The 17,218-nt window shown below is 60.8% G+C and carries 18 protein-coding genes; 12 read left to right on the forward strand and 6 right to left on the reverse strand.

Translation table 11 applies throughout. The features are described 5' to 3' along the window. Positions 1–167: 167 nt before the first annotated feature. From ABYO54_RS03920 to ABYO54_RS03960, 9 genes are read left to right on the forward strand one after another with little or no spacing between them, the layout of a single operon-like run. Positions 168–971, forward strand: a complete 804-nt coding sequence (locus ABYO54_RS03920) for a DUF1295 domain-containing protein (RefSeq protein ID WP_372806937.1) — start codon at positions 168–170, stop codon at positions 969–971. A 44-nt stretch (positions 972–1,015) separates the two neighbouring features. Then, positions 1,016–2,035 carry a cyclopropane-fatty-acyl-phospholipid synthase family protein gene (locus ABYO54_RS03925; RefSeq protein WP_372806938.1) on the forward strand — a complete coding sequence of 340 codons (1,020 nt, stop codon included), beginning with the start codon at positions 1,016–1,018 and terminating at the stop codon, positions 2,033–2,035. Positions 2,036–2,064: 29 nt separating this feature from the next. Next, positions 2,065–2,607: a nuclear transport factor 2 family protein gene (locus ABYO54_RS03930; RefSeq protein ID WP_372806939.1), complete on the forward strand. Its 543-nt coding sequence runs from the start codon at positions 2,065–2,067 to the stop codon at positions 2,605–2,607. Next, entirely contained in the window at positions 2,604–3,176 is a 573-nt protein-coding gene (locus tag ABYO54_RS03935) for a glutathione peroxidase (RefSeq protein WP_372806940.1), read from the forward strand. The genes ABYO54_RS03930 and ABYO54_RS03935 overlap by 4 nt, the downstream gene beginning before the upstream one ends. Further along, complete coding sequence (locus ABYO54_RS03940) at positions 3,173–3,697, forward strand: lipocalin family protein (RefSeq protein WP_372806941.1); 525 nt, start codon at positions 3,173–3,175, stop codon at positions 3,695–3,697. The genes ABYO54_RS03935 and ABYO54_RS03940 overlap by 4 nt, the downstream gene beginning before the upstream one ends. Further along, positions 3,694–4,233 carry a chalcone isomerase family protein gene (locus ABYO54_RS03945; RefSeq protein WP_372806942.1) on the forward strand — a complete coding sequence of 180 codons (540 nt, stop codon included), beginning with the start codon at positions 3,694–3,696 and terminating at the stop codon, positions 4,231–4,233. Before ABYO54_RS03940 ends, ABYO54_RS03945 begins: the two co-directional genes overlap by 4 nt. Beyond that, entirely contained in the window at positions 4,230–5,474 is a 1,245-nt protein-coding gene (locus ABYO54_RS03950) for an NAD(P)/FAD-dependent oxidoreductase (RefSeq protein WP_372806943.1), read from the forward strand. The genes ABYO54_RS03945 and ABYO54_RS03950 overlap by 4 nt, the downstream gene beginning before the upstream one ends. Beyond that, positions 5,471–6,202 carry a DUF1365 domain-containing protein gene (locus tag ABYO54_RS03955; protein WP_372806944.1) on the forward strand — a complete coding sequence of 244 codons (732 nt, stop codon included), beginning with the start codon at positions 5,471–5,473 and terminating at the stop codon, positions 6,200–6,202. The genes ABYO54_RS03950 and ABYO54_RS03955 overlap by 4 nt, the downstream gene beginning before the upstream one ends. Further along, complete coding sequence (locus ABYO54_RS03960) at positions 6,199–7,386, forward strand: class I SAM-dependent methyltransferase (protein WP_372806945.1); 1,188 nt, start codon at positions 6,199–6,201, stop codon at positions 7,384–7,386. The genes ABYO54_RS03955 and ABYO54_RS03960 overlap by 4 nt, the downstream gene beginning before the upstream one ends. A 3-nt stretch (positions 7,387–7,389) precedes the next feature. Here the strand turns inward: ABYO54_RS03960 and ABYO54_RS03965 are convergent, their stop codons facing one another. From ABYO54_RS03965 to nrfH, 3 genes are all read right to left on the reverse strand, one after another. Beyond that, positions 7,390–8,694: a S8 family serine peptidase gene (locus ABYO54_RS03965; RefSeq protein WP_372806946.1), complete on the reverse strand. Its 1,305-nt coding sequence runs from the start codon at positions 8,692–8,694 to the stop codon at positions 7,390–7,392. A gap of 80 nt (positions 8,695–8,774) precedes the next feature. Further along, positions 8,775–10,163 (reverse strand): ammonia-forming cytochrome c nitrite reductase subunit c552, encoded by a 1,389-nt coding sequence (locus ABYO54_RS03970; protein ID WP_372806947.1) that lies wholly within the window; start codon positions 10,161–10,163, stop codon positions 8,775–8,777. Between the two features lie 28 nt (positions 10,164–10,191). Beyond that, a complete protein-coding gene (nrfH, locus tag ABYO54_RS03975) occupies positions 10,192–10,677 on the reverse strand; it encodes a cytochrome c nitrite reductase small subunit (RefSeq protein WP_372806948.1) in 486 nt (161 codons plus the stop codon). Between the two features lie 180 nt (positions 10,678–10,857). On the opposite strand from nrfH, the gene mtaB reads away from it, so the two are divergent. Genes mtaB through rnc form a run of 3 tightly spaced genes read left to right on the forward strand, consistent with a single transcriptional unit; the run spans position 10,858 to position 13,768 of the window. Then, the gene (gene mtaB / locus ABYO54_RS03980; protein ID WP_372806949.1) at positions 10,858–12,162 is read left to right on the forward strand and encodes a tRNA (N(6)-L-threonylcarbamoyladenosine(37)-C(2))-methylthiotransferase MtaB; all 1,305 of its coding nucleotides are present in this window, start codon (positions 10,858–10,860) and stop codon (positions 12,160–12,162) included. A gap of 35 nt (positions 12,163–12,197) precedes the next feature. After that, the gene (locus ABYO54_RS03985; RefSeq protein ID WP_372806950.1) at positions 12,198–13,076 is read left to right on the forward strand and encodes a methyltransferase domain-containing protein; all 879 of its coding nucleotides are present in this window, start codon (positions 12,198–12,200) and stop codon (positions 13,074–13,076) included. After that, a complete protein-coding gene (gene rnc / locus ABYO54_RS03990; RefSeq protein ID WP_372806951.1) occupies positions 13,076–13,768 on the forward strand; it encodes a ribonuclease III in 693 nt (230 codons plus the stop codon). The genes ABYO54_RS03985 and rnc overlap by 1 nt, the downstream gene beginning before the upstream one ends. 18 nt (positions 13,769–13,786) lie before the next feature. Here the strand turns inward: rnc and recJ are convergent, their stop codons facing one another. The 3 genes from recJ to ABYO54_RS04005 all read right to left on the reverse strand — a co-directional run. Next, positions 13,787–15,502, reverse strand: coding sequence for a single-stranded-DNA-specific exonuclease RecJ (gene recJ, locus ABYO54_RS03995; RefSeq protein WP_372806952.1), 1,716 nt, complete (start codon positions 15,500–15,502; stop codon positions 13,787–13,789). Continuing rightward, positions 15,499–16,902: a sugar phosphate nucleotidyltransferase gene (locus ABYO54_RS04000; protein ID WP_372806953.1), complete on the reverse strand. Its 1,404-nt coding sequence runs from the start codon at positions 16,900–16,902 to the stop codon at positions 15,499–15,501. The genes recJ and ABYO54_RS04000 overlap by 4 nt, the downstream gene beginning before the upstream one ends. Before the next feature lie 19 nt (positions 16,903–16,921). Beyond that, positions 16,922–17,218: STAS domain-containing protein (locus ABYO54_RS04005; RefSeq protein WP_372806954.1), on the reverse strand; the 297-nt coding region annotated here is incomplete at its 5' end.

Here is a 17,218-nt window from a genome sequence, read left to right on the forward strand (position 1 = left end):
GAAGGCTGGCATAACAACCACCACCGCTACGCCGTCTGTGCCCGCCAGGGGTTCCGCTGGTGGGAGGTCGACCTGAGCTACATGCTTCTTCGCGTCCTGCAATGGTTCCACATTGTCTGGGATATCCGCGAGCCCCCCAAAAGCATTCTTGCCGAGAGGAGGGGCTGATGGAAACGCTTCGACACTTTGCGCCCATGCTGCTGAACGGCTTCATCGGTGCGTTCCTTTTTTTCACGTTGCTGTGGATCGTGCAGGTGGTTCGCAAAGACGCCGGGGTCGTCGACATCGGCTGGACGGCGGGCGTGGGCGCCATGGCAGTCTACGCCGCCTTCGCCGGCGAAGGCTGGTTGCCGCGGCGCATCCTGCTCGGCGCGATGGGCGGCATCTGGTCGCTGCGCCTGGTGCTCTACATTCTCAAGGACCGCATCCTCTGCGAAAAGGAGGATTCCCGCTACCAACGCCTGCGCACCCACTGGGGCAAAAACGCGAATCCGTGGTTTTTCGTTTTCTTCACCTCGCAATCCCTGCTGGTGGTTTTGTTTGCCCTGCCCTTCCTCCCGGGCGCAAACCGCCCGCAGCCCTTCGTGACCGCATTCGACGTGCTGGCCCTCGCAACGTGGTTGCTTTCCATGGGCGGCGAGTGGCTGGCAGATTTCCAGCTGGCCCGCTTCCGCGGCAATCCGTCCAACGCGGGCAAGGTCTGCCGCGAAGGATTATGGAACCGCTCGCGGCACCCCAACTATTTCTTCGAATGGTTGCACTGGTTCGCCTATCTGTTTCTGGCGATCGGCGCGTCCGGCTTCTGGCTGACGCTGGTGGGCCCGGCCGCCATGTATCTGTTTCTGATGAAACTCACGGGCATCCCGCACGTCGAGCGCGAAGCGCTTGCCAAGCGCGGCGACGCCTACCGCGCGTATCAGGAATCCGTCCCCGTCCTGATCCCCTGGCCGAAAAGGCACAAAGCCGTGTAAGGACGCCGTCGCCCCGCCGAACCCTCCACAACGGAGATTCACGAATGATCGATCTGATGGAACTTGCCGAAAAAGGAAAGATGCCGGACTCCGCCATCCGCGCCGGCATCAGGAAGTTGCTGCGGGACCGTAGAAAACAGGAATCGAAAAACTCCCGCGAAGAGCAGCTCGAAGCAGTCTACCGGTTTATTGAAATGCTGGAGAACTCGCCGGTGGCCATGGCAACGGAGACCGCTAACGAACAGCACTACGAGGTACCTTCGGCGCTTTTCCAAACCTTCATGGGACCGCACCTGAAATATAGCTGCGGCTACTGGCCCTTCGCCGACACCCCCCTCTCCGAAGCGGAGGAAGCCATGCTCGAACTGACCTGCAAACGCGCCGGTCTGGAGGACGGCATGGAGATCCTCGAGCTCGGTTGCGGGTGGGGATCGCTCTCGCTCTGGATGGCCCGGCGCTATCCGAATTCCGGCATCGTGGCGGTTTCCAATTCCAAAACCCAAAAACAATTCATCGATGCGCGCGGGTTGAAGAACCTTGAAATCATCACCGCCGACATGAACGACTTCGCCATCGACCGGCGCTTTGACCGGGTGGTGTCGGTCGAGATGTTCGAGCACATGCGCAACTGGCCGGAACTGATGAGACGCATCAACGGGTGGCTGAAAGGAGACGGGAAACTGTTCATCCACATCTTTGTCCACCGCGAGCTGGCCTACCTCTTCAACGATTCCGGCGAGGTCAACTGGATGGCCGAACACTTTTTCAAGGAGGGCATGATGCCCTCCGAAAACCTCCCCTTCTTGATCAACCGCGATATGGTGGTCGAGCGGTTCTGGCGCATCAACGGCAAGCACTATGCAAAAACCTTGCGCGCCTGGCTCGACCGCATCGACCAAAACGAACTAGACGCCATCGCCATTCTGGAGGGCCAATATGGGCTTGAGGGGGCCCGCCTCCAGTTTGGTCGGTGGCGCATTTTTTTCATGGCGTGCGAAGAACTTTTTGGATTCAAGGGAGGTGAAGAATGGTACGTGGCACATTATCTATTGGGCAAGCGTTGAGCGCGGCCCTGGCCGGAGGGTTGTTGATCATGGCGGGATGCACATCGAAACCGGACGAACTGGCACCGGACTGGTCGCGGAACACCGCGGCGCTGGCGCAGACCGAAAACGTTGAACACATGACGGCCGAAACCGAACAGGCGGCCCTGCAACGCTTCACCGCGTTCTATGCCGAGTATTCGGCCGAAGCGATCAAGGCAGGCGTCCGCACCGTGTATGCCGAAGAGGCCTGGTTCGGGGATCCCTTCCACATCGTGGAGGGCATCGACGACATCGAGCACTATTTCATGGTGATGGCCGAGCCGGTCGAGCACTGCACCTTCAGGATCGACTCGATCCAGCGCAGCGGAAAGGATTATTTCGCCCGCTGGACCATGGTGCTTGAATCCGCCGCGGCCAAGGGGCAGATCATCGAGACCATCGGGATTTCCCATGTCCGCTTCAACAGCGCGGGGAAGGTCGTCTTTCAACAGGACTACTGGGATACGTCGGCCATGCTCGACCGCCTGCCGGTGGTTGGCTACTGGACCCGCCTCGTTAAAACCCGCATCGCGAAAGGACTCGAAAAATGAAAACAACCATCCTGTTTACCACCCTGTCGGCCTTGATTCTAACCGGCTGCAGCTTCCCTTCAACCGCCAAGGAGGTTCCCGTGAAAAAACTCTATGACATCGAAGCCAAAACCATCGATGGGCAAACCATCAAATTGGAACAGTACAAGGGGAAAACCCTGCTGATCGTAAACACCGCCAGCAAGTGCGGCTTTACCGGCCAATACGAAGGGCTGCAAAAACTATACGAATCCTACCAGGACAAGGGCTTCGTCGTGCTCGGATTCCCCTCCAACGATTTCCTCAAGCAGGAACCCGGAACCAACGAAGAGATTGCCTCGTTCTGCCAACTCAACTATGGCGTCACCTTCCCGATGTTCGAAAAGATTTCGGTCAAGGGCGATGGGCAGCATCCGCTCTATGCCTTCCTGACCGACAAGAAGACCAACCCCGGGTTCGACGGCAAGATCTCTTGGAACTTCAACAAATTCCTGGTCTCGCCCGAGGGCAAGGTCGTTGGGCGCTTCGGCAGCCGAACCAAACCCTCCGACAAACAGCTGGTCGAGGCCATCGAGCTGCTGCTCAAATGAAGGGATCCGGAATCATAATCGCCGCGGGCCTGCTGGCCCTGGTTGGCGGATGCAAGTCCACCAAGGGCCTTGACGTGGTCGGGAATTTCGATGCGGAGCGGTATATGGGCGTTTGGTACGAGGCGGTGCGCTACCCCCACCGCTTTGAAAAAGGCATGGTGGCGGTATCGGCCACCTATTCGCTCAACGAAGACGGAACGATCAAGGTGATCAACCGCGGCTTCAAAAACGGGAAAAAAACGCAGATCGAAGGCGTCGCCAAGTTCAAGGGAAAGACGGACCGGGGCTGGCTGAAAGTGAGTTTTTTCAAGCCGTTCTATGCCTCCTACAAGGTCATCTATCTCGACGACGACTATACCGAGGCCATGGTCACGGGCCCCACCTACGGCTACTTCTGGATTCTCGTACGCAACCCGGCAATCGCGCCGGAAAGACTCGATCGACTAATTGAACGGGCCAAGGCGCTTGGATTCGACGAGCAAAAAATGATCCGGGTCGATCAGCGGAGGAACCGGCCATGAAAGCGATCGTTTTCACGGCGGCCCTTCTGCTCTTGCCGATCGCGGTTCCCGCCGCCACGGTCGGGGGGATCCATATTCCGGATCAACGGGGCGAGCTGAAGTTGAGCGGGGCCGGGGTGCTGCGAAAGGGGCTGTTCTTCAAAATCTATGTCGGCGCCCTCTACACCGGAAACGATCGGGACGACCAGAACGATCCCATCAGACGTATCGACATCCACTACTTCCACCGCATCCCGAAAAAACACATGATCGACGTGGCCAACAAAACCATGGAAAAGAACATCGGCGAAATACGGATGGAAAAATTGCGCGAAAAAACCGACCGGTTGCACGCCGCGTTCATGGATGGCGAGAAGGGTTCGTTCGCCTCCATCCTGCATCGCCCCGGCCTGGGCCTGACCTACTCCTACAACGACGAACCGGTCATCACGATTCCATGCGATGAATTTGCCGCCGCCTATTTCTCGATCTGGCTCGGGGACGAGCCCAGCAGCCGAACCATGAAAAAAGCAATGCTTGGAGGGAACCCGGAATGAAAAAAATAGGGGTTGTTGGCTCGGGAGTCGCCGGATTGACGGCGACGACCATCCTGCAAAGGGAACACCGCGTAACGCTGTTCGAAAAGGATGCCCGCCTGGGCGGGCACACGAATACGGTGGTCATTGAAGATGGCCCGGACGCGGGAACGGCGGTGGACACCGGATTCATCGTGATGAACCATCGCAACTATCCCCTGCTCACCCAACTCTTCGGGCAGCTGGGCGTGGAACTGCGCGATTCCAACATGTCGTTTGGCTACCACGATGTTCCGTCGGGGCTCCAGTATTGCGGCAACGGGCTGGATGGGCTCTTTGCCCAGCGGACCAACCTCTTCAAGCCCTCGTTCCACCGCATGGTCCGCGATACCCTGCGCTTTTTCAAAACCGCCCGGCTCGACCGAAACAACCCATTTCTCATGAAGGAACCGTTGGGGGCATACCTGAAGCGAAACCGTTTCGGCAACGAATTCATCGACCATCACGTGCTCCCGATGGGATCGGCGATTTGGTCCACGCCCTGCGAACACATGCTGGAGTTTCCCACCCAGAGCTTCCTCCAGTTTTTCCACAACCACGGTTTGCTCACCGTGAAGGACCGCCCGCAGTGGCGGACCGTGGTCGGCGGAAGCCACGACTATATCCGGCGCATGCAGGCCGGATGGCGCAACGTCGATATCCGCATCGGCGCGGATCTTTGCGGAATCAAACGCGACGCGGAGGGCGTCGAACTCCTCTCCGCGGACGGCACCCGCGAGTACTTCGACCACGTCATCATCGCCACCCACGCCGACCAGGCCCTGCGGCTGCTGCAGGATCCATCGGACGAAGAGCGCAACCTGCTCGCCTGCTGGACCTATTCCAAGAGCCGCACCGTGCTGCATACCGACGAATCGGTCATGCCGCCGCTGGAAAAAATCTGGAGCTCCTGGAACTTCAAGCGGATCGAAGGGCAGCGCACCAGCCTGACCTACCACATGAACCGCCTACAAGGGCTCCGCACCGAAAAGCAATATTTCGTGTCGCTCAATCTGCCCCAAGAGCCCGCCGGAAAGATCGCGGAGTTCGATTACGAGCACCCGATGTACACGCGCGAGGCGCTGGCGAGCCGGCCGAACCTCCAAGCGCTCAACGGACGCAACAACACCTGGTTTGCCGGAAGCTATTTCGGCAACGGCTTCCACGAAGACGCCGTGCGCTCCGCCGTCGACGTGGCAAAAGGATTGGGAATGGATCTATGAACAGCCGCATCTACAATGGGAAAGTGATGCATGCGCGGCACAGCCCGGTTTCGCACCACTGGGTCTTCCCGTTCTACTTCTACGCCATCGACCTCGCCGAACTGCCCGAACTCGACCGCACCGTGAAGGGCTTCGGGTACAACCACTGGCGGCCCGTTTCGCTTCGCGATTCCGACTACCTGCGCGGCAAGGGCCTGTCGGAATTCATCGACACCTCCAACTACGACCAAATCATGCTCATCACCGTCGCGCGGTTCATGGCCAAGGTGTTCAAACCCGTCAGCTTTTATTACTGCCTGAAAGACGGGAACCCCGAATGCGTCGTGGCCGAGGTCAACAACACCTTCGGCGAGCGGCACCTCTACGTCATGGAAGGCCACGGCGGCTTTCCGCTGCGCTGCCGCCACGACAAACGTTTCCACGTCTCGCCGTTCAACAACATGCAGGGTCATTATGAATTCACCCTCTCCGAACCGGGCGAAACGATGAGCATCGAGATCAAGCTCGTACGCGACGGCGAAACCGTGCTGGATGCCGCCCTGTGGGGCGAAGGCCGCGAAATCACCACCCGCAACCTGTGGGCCACCGTGCTGCGCCACCCCTTCACCGCCGCCCTCACCATGCCGCGGATCCTTTGGCAAGCCATCCTGCTGCACTTCAAACACAAACTCCCCGTTTTCAAACACCGCGTGCCCGCAGACCCCAGGACCATAAAGGCAAAAGCATGAACACCTATCGGAAATTGATCGACGGCCACCTGCAGAACATTTCCATCGGGCACCTTGTGCTGGAGTTGCCGGACGGCACGCAAAGGCACTATGGCGACGACTCGGAACCGAAGCGGATCAAGGTCAACGACGAAGAATTCTTTGCCCGGCTGGCGCTGGGCGGAAACATTGGAATGGGCGAATCGTGGACCGATGGCGACTGGGATTCGGACGATTTGACGGGCGTGCTGGAGCTGCTCATCCATAATATGGCCGCGCTCAAGCAAAGCGGCCTGTCCGCCGCAATCGCCAAACGCGTTGGCCATATGATCGAGCACGCCCACCATAAAAACACCAAAAAAGGAAGCCGCCGGAACATCCATGCCCATTACGATCTGGGCAACGACTTCTACAAACTCTTCCTCGACCGCGAAACGATGCTGTATTCAGCGGCCCTCTTCCAACGTCCGGACGAACCGTTGCCCGAGGCGCAGCAGCGCAAGATCCACCGGCTGGTCGAACTCGCCGGCATCCAGGCACATCACCACGTGCTGGAAATCGGTTGCGGCTGGGGCGGCTTCGCCATCGAAGCGGCAAAAAAAACCGGGTGCCGCGTCACGGGAATCACCATCTCCGAAGAACAGTTCCATTTTGCCCAACAGCGCGTTTTGGAGGAGCACTTGGAAAACCGGATCGAAATCCTGATGTGCGACTACCGCGACATGCAGGGAAGCTTCGACCGCATCGTTTCCATCGAAATGCTCGAAGCCGTCGGACACCAATACTACGGCGCCTATCTCTCGGCCTGCGACCGCCTGCTGAAACCGAACGGGCGCGTGGTGCTGCAGGTCATCACCATCCCCGACCAGCGATACGACGCCTACCGGGCCAATCCCGACTGGATCCAAAAACACATCTTTCCCGGCGGCATGCTGCCCTCGCTCACCGAACTCTCGAAGGCCATGACGAAACACTCGTCGTTTACCGTCGAGCACCTCGACAACATCGGCGTGCACTATGCCGAAACCCTGCGCCGCTGGCGGCATGCCTTCGAAACGAACCGCGCCCGCCTGGAGGAGTTGGGGTACGATGAAACCTTCCAGCGGAAATGGATCTACTATTTCTGCTATTGCGAAGCCGGGTTCCAGACCCGGTTCACCAACAACCTTCACCTCGTGCTCGCCCGTCCCGGCGAGACGCCATAAGGGCTATTCGCGCTGCGACTGCGCGGCGCGGCCCGCCGTGTAGGGACTGGAGATGGACGTACCGGCGTAGGTCTTTCCGTCGAACACGGCGATGGCCGGGGAATAGACCTCCACGAAATCGCCGTAGTTCGATTGCTCCCACTTGCTGCCGTCCGGGTTCAGTCCGCCGACGGCGATGACGGAGTCGTAGCCGGCGGGATAGATCGGCTCCCCGGTCGGTTCGTTGCCGGCCGAGGCATAGAGGGTCAATCCGTTCTGCGCGGCATAGTCCATCGCCAGCTCCATGAATTGGCTATTGATTTCGGACCCCCAACTCATATTGACGATGCTCGCCCCCGAATTGCTGGCGAATTCAAGCGCGCGCATGATGGTGTCGGAGCTGGTGTAGCCGTTTTCATCGAATGTTCGAATGGCCAGCACGGCCGTGCCCGACGCAACGGCCTCCGCCGCCTCGGGCGTGATGACGCCCGCCGCCACCAGCGCGGTCAACGTGCCGTGCCCCAGCGGATCGCTGATGGCCGCCGTTGGATCGACGGCATCGAAGGTGCCGCGGATGACGTCCAGCCCGGCATACTGCGGATCAAGCCCTGAATCGAACACCGCCACGGCGGTTTCGCCCGGTTGCAGGTTCAGGTTCATTCCAATCCCGCTTCCCAGCTCCGATAGCGTGGCATGTTCCAAGCTCGGATAGGCCAGGTTGGGCTCGCTCGTTTCGACGCCCGGATGCGCATTGGCGATCGCCATCGCGTCTTCGACCGACATGCCGTCATTGAGTTTGATGCGGTAGATGCCGGGCGGATCGATGACCTCGATGAGGGTTCCGTCGAGCTTCCGCAACAGCGCATTCAGATCCTCGATGGTGGAACCCTTCTTGAAACCGACCATGATTTCGCCGCGGATATATTTGACGCCGTTCGTGCCTTCGACCACGTCGAACACCTTGCCGGCGGGGCTGAGCGGCTTGGCCGCCGAAAGACGCTCGCCGTAGATCCGGATGCGCGAAACCTGATAGAGATCGCCCAGCGGGCCCGTCACGCGCCTCCACTCGACCAAAAAGCTGTTGGGGCTGGCCAATTGGCCGATCAACCGCTCAACCGTCGTGTTTTCCCAGTCGCCCGAAACGCGGCCGAGTTCGAGCGTGGGATCGATCAGCACCTCGGCGCCGCGCTGTTCGAACAGGCGAAGCACCTTGGAAAGCGGCTCGCCGTCGGCCGCGAGCCACGCCCGCTCCCCTTCGATGCGCAAGGTTGCCCCCAGCGTCGGGAGGGCCAGCAGCAATAGGCTTGCGATGGCGAGAAACCGTTTCATGGGGAAAACATAGCGCCCGCCCCGCCGAACACAATCACTTTCGCCGCTCACCGAAAAACGCGCCGTTCATTCCCGGGGGATCACTTTGCCAACTTGAGCGCCATGACCTGGCCCTGGCGGGCATAGTCGGCCGCTTCGGCCAAGATGCGCGCGGCCTCCTGCGGGGCGTGGAAGCCCATGGAGTTTTCGGCGGCGATATAGTCGAGCCGCCATTGCGCCTGGCGCTGGAACTCCAGCGCCGGCTTGAGCTGTTCGTCGGTGGCGCCCGCCTTTTTGGCGACCGCGACCGCATCGAGCAGTTCCATCAGGGCGGTGCCGCCGCGCTGGAGCAGATCGAAGTTTTTCTGCTGGATGGAATCGACGCGGGCCAGGATTTCGCTTTCGGCGATATGGTGGCAGGTCTGGCAGGCGCGGTTGACGTTCAGCAACGGGCTGCGCACCCAGTGGTCGGAAACCTTGGAGGCGCCGTCGCGCATGTAGGGCATGTGGCAGTCCGCGCAGGCAACGCCGCTGCGGGAGTGGATGCCCTGGCTCCACAACTCGAACTCGGGATGCTGCGCCTTGAGGATTTCGGCACCGGATTCCTTGTGCTTGTAGTCGTAGAAACGTTCGCCATGTATGGTGGCTTCGTTCCAGAATTTTTCCGCGTCTTCCATCTTGAGGCCGTTGCCCCAGGGGAAGGTCAGCGGCATGGCGCTGGAGCAGTAGTATTCGACGTGGCACTGGCCGCAGGCGAACGAACGCATTTCGGTGCGGGTGGCGTCGGCGTTCGGGTCGTAGGGCTTGTCGCGGGGGCCCTGCCGCCAGATGTCGATCGACGGGATGGCCGGAACGGGGGCTTCGGACGCGGCGAGTTTCTGGATGCCGACAATGAAGGCCGGGCGGGTGACGCGCAGTTGCATGGAGTCGGGATCGTGGCAATCGACGCAGGAAACCGGGTGGGCATGGCCCATGTCGTGCACCATTTTATTGAGTTCCTGATACGACATGGCATGGGTCTTGTTCATGCCGGCAAGCGCATCGCCGTCGCCTAGTTTGCGATAGACGGGCATGATCGACGCATGGCAATGCATGCACGAACCCGACTGCGGTTTGGTGAGGCGTTCAGTGCTTTCCTGGTCCTGCAACATGAAGGCATGACCGCGGCGGTCGCGGTAGTCGATCGAAAAGGCATAGCCGAGGAACATGCGCTTGAGCCACGGATCGCGCTCGATTTTTTCCTCGGGCAGGGCCTCGCTGCCGCCATGGCCGCCGAAGCGGGTTCGGGTGGAGAGCGCCGTGCGCTTGTAGCTGTCGTATTGCTTCGGCCAGTTCTTGCCCCAGACCTCCGGATCGGTCGTATCCTCGGTCACTTCGGCCACGCGCACATAGCGGTTGAGGCCCTCGGCCTTGCGCTCGAAAATATTGGTCAGCAGCGCCAGAACCAGCACCGTTGCAACGGCCGTCCCGACGATGATGATTAAGAACAATAACGCTCCGCCTGTTTTCCTGTTCGACTTATTCATGGTTCACCATTTCCCTTTCCAGTCCGCGATCGGCTCCGCCGATACCGGTCGGCAACTCGCCGTGGCCGACCCCCGAATGACAATGGACACAGCCCACCGCATCCGGCTCGGTAATATCCCTTCTAAACAATTCATGCACCATGTCCTCGTGGCACGAGACGCAGTTGTACTGAAGAATCCGGTGGTTCTTCCCCTTGATCATGATGGGCTCATGGAAATCCTGCGTGGTGAACCCCTTGGAGTGGTGGTAGCCGTTTTCGGCCTTGGCGATGTATTTGCCGATGAAGTCGTGCGGCAGATGGCAATCGACGCAGGTGGCGACGGTATGGTGGCTCGATTTCTGCCACGAATCGTATTGCGGATTCATGATATGGCAATTGGCACAGGCCTTGGGATCGGTGCTGAGATAGGAGAGGCCTTCGGCATATTTCATGGTGAACGCCCCGGAACCCACCAGGACCCCTAGCAGAACAGCCAATATGATGGCCCTTTTTCCTCGCATCTTCACCCCCGCAATTCCCGACGAATACCATCGGCAAGCTGTGCATCCTTGAAGGTGGATCATTTGTCCATTAAATGGAAGGGCAAAAGCGGACGGAATTGCAGGCGGGGCGGAGGTCGCGCAGGAATGCACTTGCCACCCCGCACGGCAATACGTATGAAAAACGCCCTCATGAATGAAAACAAGCTAGCAACCTATGGCGTCAACGTGCTCGGCTGCAAGGTCAACCAATACGACGCGCAGCAGATCGAACAGCTGCTCGAGGACTATGGCCTCGTAAGGGCCGAAGTCCCCGACGAGGCCGATGTGATCGTGGTGCACACCTGCGGGGTCACGGCGGCGGCCGCCCAGAAATCGCGCCAGACCATCCGCAAGATGCAGCGGCACCATCCCCTCGCCCAGGTCATCGTTACCGGGTGCGCCGCCAACGAGGAACTGACGCAGGTCGACCGGCCGCCGGTCTTCCGCGTGCCGGCCGGGGCCGACTGGCTCCAACGTCTGGCCGCCCAGCTCGATTCGCTGGCGATGCCCAACCGCGGCGCGGGGCGCGGCATCGAAACCGACACGTTCACCATTTCGCGGTTCGAGGGCCATACCCGTGCCTTCATGAAGGTACAGGACGGTTGCGACATCGGCTGCTCCTACTGCATCATTCCCCGCCTGCGCAAGGCGCCGCGCGACAAGGCGATCGAAGACGCCGTCCGCGAAGCCACCGCCCTCACGGAAGCGGGCTACCGCGAGATCATCGTCACGGGCGTGAGCGTTGGGCTCTATGGCCGCGAAACCGGATCGTCGCTGGCCGAACTGCTGCGGCATCTGGTGGCCATCCCGGAGATCGGCCGCATCCGCCTCTCCAGTCTGCACCCCGGCGAGCTGACCGACGAGCTGCTGGAGGTGTGGGGCTCGTCGCCGCACATCATGCCGCACCTGCATCTTTCGTTGCAGTCCGGCTCCAATGCCATCCTTGCGGCCATGCGCCGCGGCTATACCGCCGAGGAATATGCCGATGCGGTCTCGCGCGCCCGCGCCGCGCTCGACACCCCGGCCTTCACGACCGATGTCATCGTCGGCTTCCCCGGCGAGACCGACGCCTGCTTCGAGGAGAGCTATGCGTTCTGCAAAGCGATCGGCTTTTCCCAGCTGCATGTGTTCACCTATTCCCCCCGCCCCCGGACCCTCGCCGCAACGATGGCCAACCAGGTCAACGGGGCCATTGCCACAAAACGCAGCGAACGGCTACGCGCCTTGGGCGAACGAATGTCGCTCGACTACCACCGCCGGTTCATCGGAAAGCAGGTCGAAGTGCTGATTGAAGGGGTGCGCGACGGGAAAGCGACGGGCTATACCCGCCACTACATTCCGGCCACATTCGAGACCACCACCGCCTTGCGGCGACAAATCGCCGTCATAAAAGCCAGCGAAGCGACCCTTTCGGGGATTTCCGGGATGAATAGTCTTTAATACGGCATCCGCCATTCCCTATATTCCCCGCACGTATGAACGACAACAACCTAGATAGCGAAGTCCGGATTTGGCAGGAAAAACTTTTTGCCCGCTCGATCCGGCGCGGCGGCAAGATGAAGCGCATCATGGAGCTGACCGGCAGCACGGCCAATGCCGCCGGCCTGGAGATCAGCGCCGGGGACGGCATCATCAGCGCCAACCTGCGCACCCTCGGCGGCAGCTGGAAAACCGCGGTCGCCACCAAAGCCGCCGCCGACTCCATCGGCTACAGCCACGGCGAGACCATCGTGCTGATCGACAACGGCAAACTTCCGTTCGAAGACCAGGTGTTCGACAAGGTGGTGATCGTCGATGCGCTCAAGAACTTTTCGGACGACTATCAATTTCTGCACGAGTGCCACCGGGTGCTCAAGAACGATGGCTGGGTCATTATCAGCGAAACGCGGCGCATTCCGTTCAGCATGGTTGCCCTGCTGCAGCGCCTGTTCAACATTTCGCCCATCGCCAAAGGCGCCCGCCGCAACGGCTACAAGGTGAACGAACTGTTCGAAAAGCTCAAAGACGGCTTCGATGTCCCCGAAACCATCGTCTATTCCAACGGGCTCTTCGAAACCCTCGCAACCATCGGCGACCTGGTCCAGAAACTCGTCACCCAAGATGCCTATTGGATGGTGCAGGAAACGGTCCACGAGGGCGAACTCTACCGCTATCGCCACCTCCACGGGCTGGTTGGCTTGGCCTATCCGCTGATGTGGCTCTGCTCTAAATTGGAATTCCTGCCGGGGCACAAACTGTTGGTCAAGAGTCGCCGCCGCCACTGGCGACCGCGCCGCCAGCCCAAGCTCATCGACGGGCGCTCGATCGCCGAAGCCGCCATCAACACCAAAATCGGTACCGCCGCCCCGTTTTAATGAAGTCGACCTATAAAAAACTCGAACAGGTCATCGGCTACCGATTCAAGAAGAAGGCCCTGCTGGAACTGGCGCTCACCCACCCCTCCTTCCGCTACGAAGACAAGGAAGCCTCCGACGACAACCAGCGGCTTGAATATCTCGGCGACGCCGTGCTTAGCCTGATTTCCGCCGAACACCTCTACCACAACAAACCCGATGCCCGCGAGGGCGACATGAGCAAACTCCGCAGCCGCCTGACGCAGGACCGCAAGCTTGCCCAGATCGGGGCCCACATCGGGATCAGCGAGTTCCTCCGCCTCGGCGTCGGCGAACGCAAAAACGGCGGGGCCGAACGCGCCTCCAACCTGGCCGATGCCGTCGAGGCGATCCTCGGCGCCGCGTGGCTCGATGGCGGGGCCCGCGCCGCCAACAAGATTTTCAAAAAGATCTTCCTGCCGGAACTCGGCGTGCTGAAAACGACCGAGATCAAGAGCAACCCGAAGGGCGATCTTCAGGAATATGCCCAGAGCCACGGCCACGACATCCCCGAATACGAAACCATCGAAACCGCCGGACCGGAGCACGACCGCGTCTTCACCGTCGAGGTCAAGGCCTGCGGAAAGACGTGGCAGGCCAAGGCCGGCAGCAAACGCGAGGCCGAACGCCTCTCCGCCCTGAAGGCCATCGAGGAACTGAAGTCGGAAGAATAGCCCTCGGCATTGGGCCGTTCAACGCGCGCTTGGGCGGATACCCCGGATCTGGAACTGGAGCGAGGTATTGCCCATCCAGTTGTTTTCCTGAAGCCTGAAAGCCACATCGATCTCGCCCGCCGGCAGGCGGTCGAGCGGATAGTTGAAGGCGATGGCATCGAAGGTGTTGTTCTCGGCCACCAGCGAAATCTTCAGATGCTTCTGCCCCACCACGCGGGGCGAGCCGGAAACCCGCGCGCCCATCAGCGCCCAGACGGGTTCGGGATTGTCCTGCCCGAACGGCCGCAACCGCTTCATCTGCTCCAGGAAATCCCAACCAACGTCCCCCGCCTCCACCACGGCATCGATGTGCAGCACCGGGGAGAGGTCGACCTGCGCCAGTTCCGCCGCAACGGCGGAATTGAAGGCCGTCTTAAAGGCGTCGAGGGCGCCCGATTTCACTTCGAGCCCCGCCGCCATCTTGTGGCCGCCGAATTTATTCAAATAGGTTTCGCAGGCCTGCAGTCCGTCGAGCATGTTGTATTCATCGATGCTGCGGCACGAGCCGCGGGCCGAGCCGTCGGGCTCGATTCCCATGACGATGGACGGGCGGTTGTAGTGGCGCGACACGCGCGAAGCCACAATGCCGACCACGCCCGGATGCCATCCTTCGCGCGCCACCACCAACCCAAAATGCTTTTCAGGATCGAAGTAGCCATCGATCTCGACAAAGGCTTCCTCGGCCATCTCCCGCTCGATGCGGCGGCGCTCGGCGTTGGTATCGTCGAGCAGCTTGGCGATGCGCCGCGCTTCGGCGGCATCGTCGGTCACGAGCAACCGCAAGGCCTGCATCGGCTGGCCGATCCGCCCGGCGGCATTGATGCGCGGCCCGAGCTGGAAGCCGAGATGAACCGTATCCGTCTCGCCCTTGACCCCGGCCACCTCTTTGAGGGCCGCGAGCCCAATCCACTTCGTCTCGTCCAGCCGGGCGAGCCCATGCCGGACCAGAATGCGGTTTTCATCCACGAGCGGGACGATGTCCGCCACGGTACCGAGGGCCACCAAATCGATGTAGTCGCGAAGATCCACCGTTGCCGCCGTACGCTTGCCCTGCCCCCGCCCGAGCTTGACCAGCGCATGCGCCAGCTTGAAGGCGACGCCCACCCCGGAAAGGATTTCGAGTTCGGGACCGTCGCCGAGCTTGGGATTGACCAGTGCGTAAGCGGGGGCCGTCGTTTCGCCGGGTTCGTGGTGGTCGGTCACGATCACATCGACCCCCTGCGCCTGCGCGGCCTTGATGCTGGCGACGGAATTCACGCCGCAATCGACGCTGACCACCAGCTTTGATCCATGCTCGGCAAGGCAGCGCTCCAGGGCATCGAGCGAAAGGCCGTAGCCCTCGTCGATCCGGTCGGGAATAAAGGCCGCGACGTTGGCGCCGAGCTTGGCGAACACCCGCATGAGCAGCGCGGTTGAAGTGACCCCGTCCACATCGTAGTCGCCGAACACCGAGATGGCTTCGCCGTCATCGATGGCCCGCCAGATCCGGGCGGCGGCCCGCTCCATGTCCGGCAGCAGAAACGGGTCGGAAAGGTGGGCCAGCCGCGGATTCAGGTATTCGTCGATCCGTTGCGAGGCTTCGATTCCGCGCAACGCCAGCACGCGGGCGATCGACTGCGGCAGCCGGGCCTGCTCGGCGATGGCCTTGACGGCGGATTCATCGGCCGGGCGGATTTGCCAACGCGCCGGGCTCATTGCCGGCCTGCCGTCAGCAAGCGGGTCAGCAGCGCCTTGATCAGGATTTTCACGTCCTCGAACAAGGAGCGGATATGGGCATACCAGAGCGAATCGACCAGCCGGTCGGAATCCTTGTTGTAGTCTTCATAGCAAAAGACGCCGGGAAGATAGTTGCGCAATTGCTTGATGATTTCATCGTCGTCGGGATGGCGCATCGGCGGCTGGCCGCACAGGAACAACCGTCCGCCCAACACCAGCAGCAGCCGCGGAAAACGGTCGAGCGAAAGCGCGCGAAACAGGCGGTAGGCCACCGACTTGCGGGGCGTGATCTTGTCGAAGACCGGCAAATAGACGTAGCCCGTGCGCGGATCGTGGAACTGTTGCCGGGCTAAACGGCCGGTCCGGAAAATCAGGACGATGGGGCAAAGCAGAAGAAACGGCACCAGCTGCACCAACACCAGACCGCAGGTGATGATCCAGAGGACGGAGACGCGGAACAGATCTTCCGTTCGCATCTCGGCGCGGTTGCGCGCAATCAGCCAGGAATCTTCGATCTGGACCATTTCGCCATCGGCCGGATCGATCACCCGGTTGCCCGCCACGATCTTTTTGCGGATCTCGAGGTTCCGCCCGATATAGGTGTCGTTGAGGATCAGGCAATCGGCCAGCTCGCTGTGGGAGTCGACGATCACGTGGTTGCCGATAATCGCGTTGGGGCCCACGGAGGTCAGGGTGCCGAAGCGGCAATCGTCGCCGACCATGATCGGGGGTTCGAGCTGGCTCGATGGCGGCGTACGGACGTTGTAGCCGATCGAACTGCCGTCTTTGGCGGAGAAGCCGGCGGTGACGTAGCGGGAGAATTCGCCCTGGATCATTTTCATGTTGAGGTCGAAGTAGCTGGCGGCGCTGTCGATCGCAAACGGATGCAGATGGATCTGTTCGAGGCCCAGCTTCGAACCCGGCGCGCCGTCGAGCATCGCCTGCGCGGCGGCCCCGGTGGGCGCATAGAGGAAATGGATTTCGTCGTGGAAATCGTGGCGGCAGGCTTCGAGTTGCCGGAATTCGCCGGGCTTGAAGGCCTGCCTGCGCCGCAGGAACAGGGGGTTGCCCAAATAGAACAGCCCCCCGCTCCACAGCGCCGCAATCGATTTCAGATAGTTTTCGGTCGACTCGCCGGGGCGCGAAAAGGTGTACTGAATTTCGAGATTCCAGCGTTTGCCGTCGCGCACGAAATCCTCGATTTGCTTGGCATCGTCGCCCCCGAGCACCAGCTGAACGGCAGCGATGCCCGCCTCGGAGCAGGTCTCCAGCCAATAGTCCAGCAGCGGTCGGTTGGCGACCGGAAGCAGGGGCCACGGCAGATCCCCGAAGGGTTCCGCCCAGGCGCAGGCGCTGGAAGTGTTCAATACGGCAAGCATCGAATAAGCAACGTTGGGGTTAGAGATAGGCTTTCAGGGCATCTTCGACCGTATCGTAGATCTCGAACACCTTGTAGGCGCGGGTGATCTCGAACACCATGCGCGGTTTTTTCTGGAGGTTGGCAACCTTCATGTCGCCGCCCTTTTCACCGACGCGCTTAAGCATGGCGATGAGGGCGCCGAGGCCCGCCGAGTCTAGGAAATCGACCATTTCGAGATCGACGACATAGTTTTTCACGCCCGGCTCCACCTCCTGCCAGTCGGCGAGTTGGTCGCGGAACGCATCGACCGCGGCGGCGGTCAGCGCCTTGCCGAC

The sequence above is a fragment of the Pontiella sp. genome, from assembly GCF_041622395.1.
In the GTDB taxonomy this organism is placed as follows: Bacteria; Verrucomicrobiota; Kiritimatiellia; order Kiritimatiellales; family Pontiellaceae; genus Pontiella.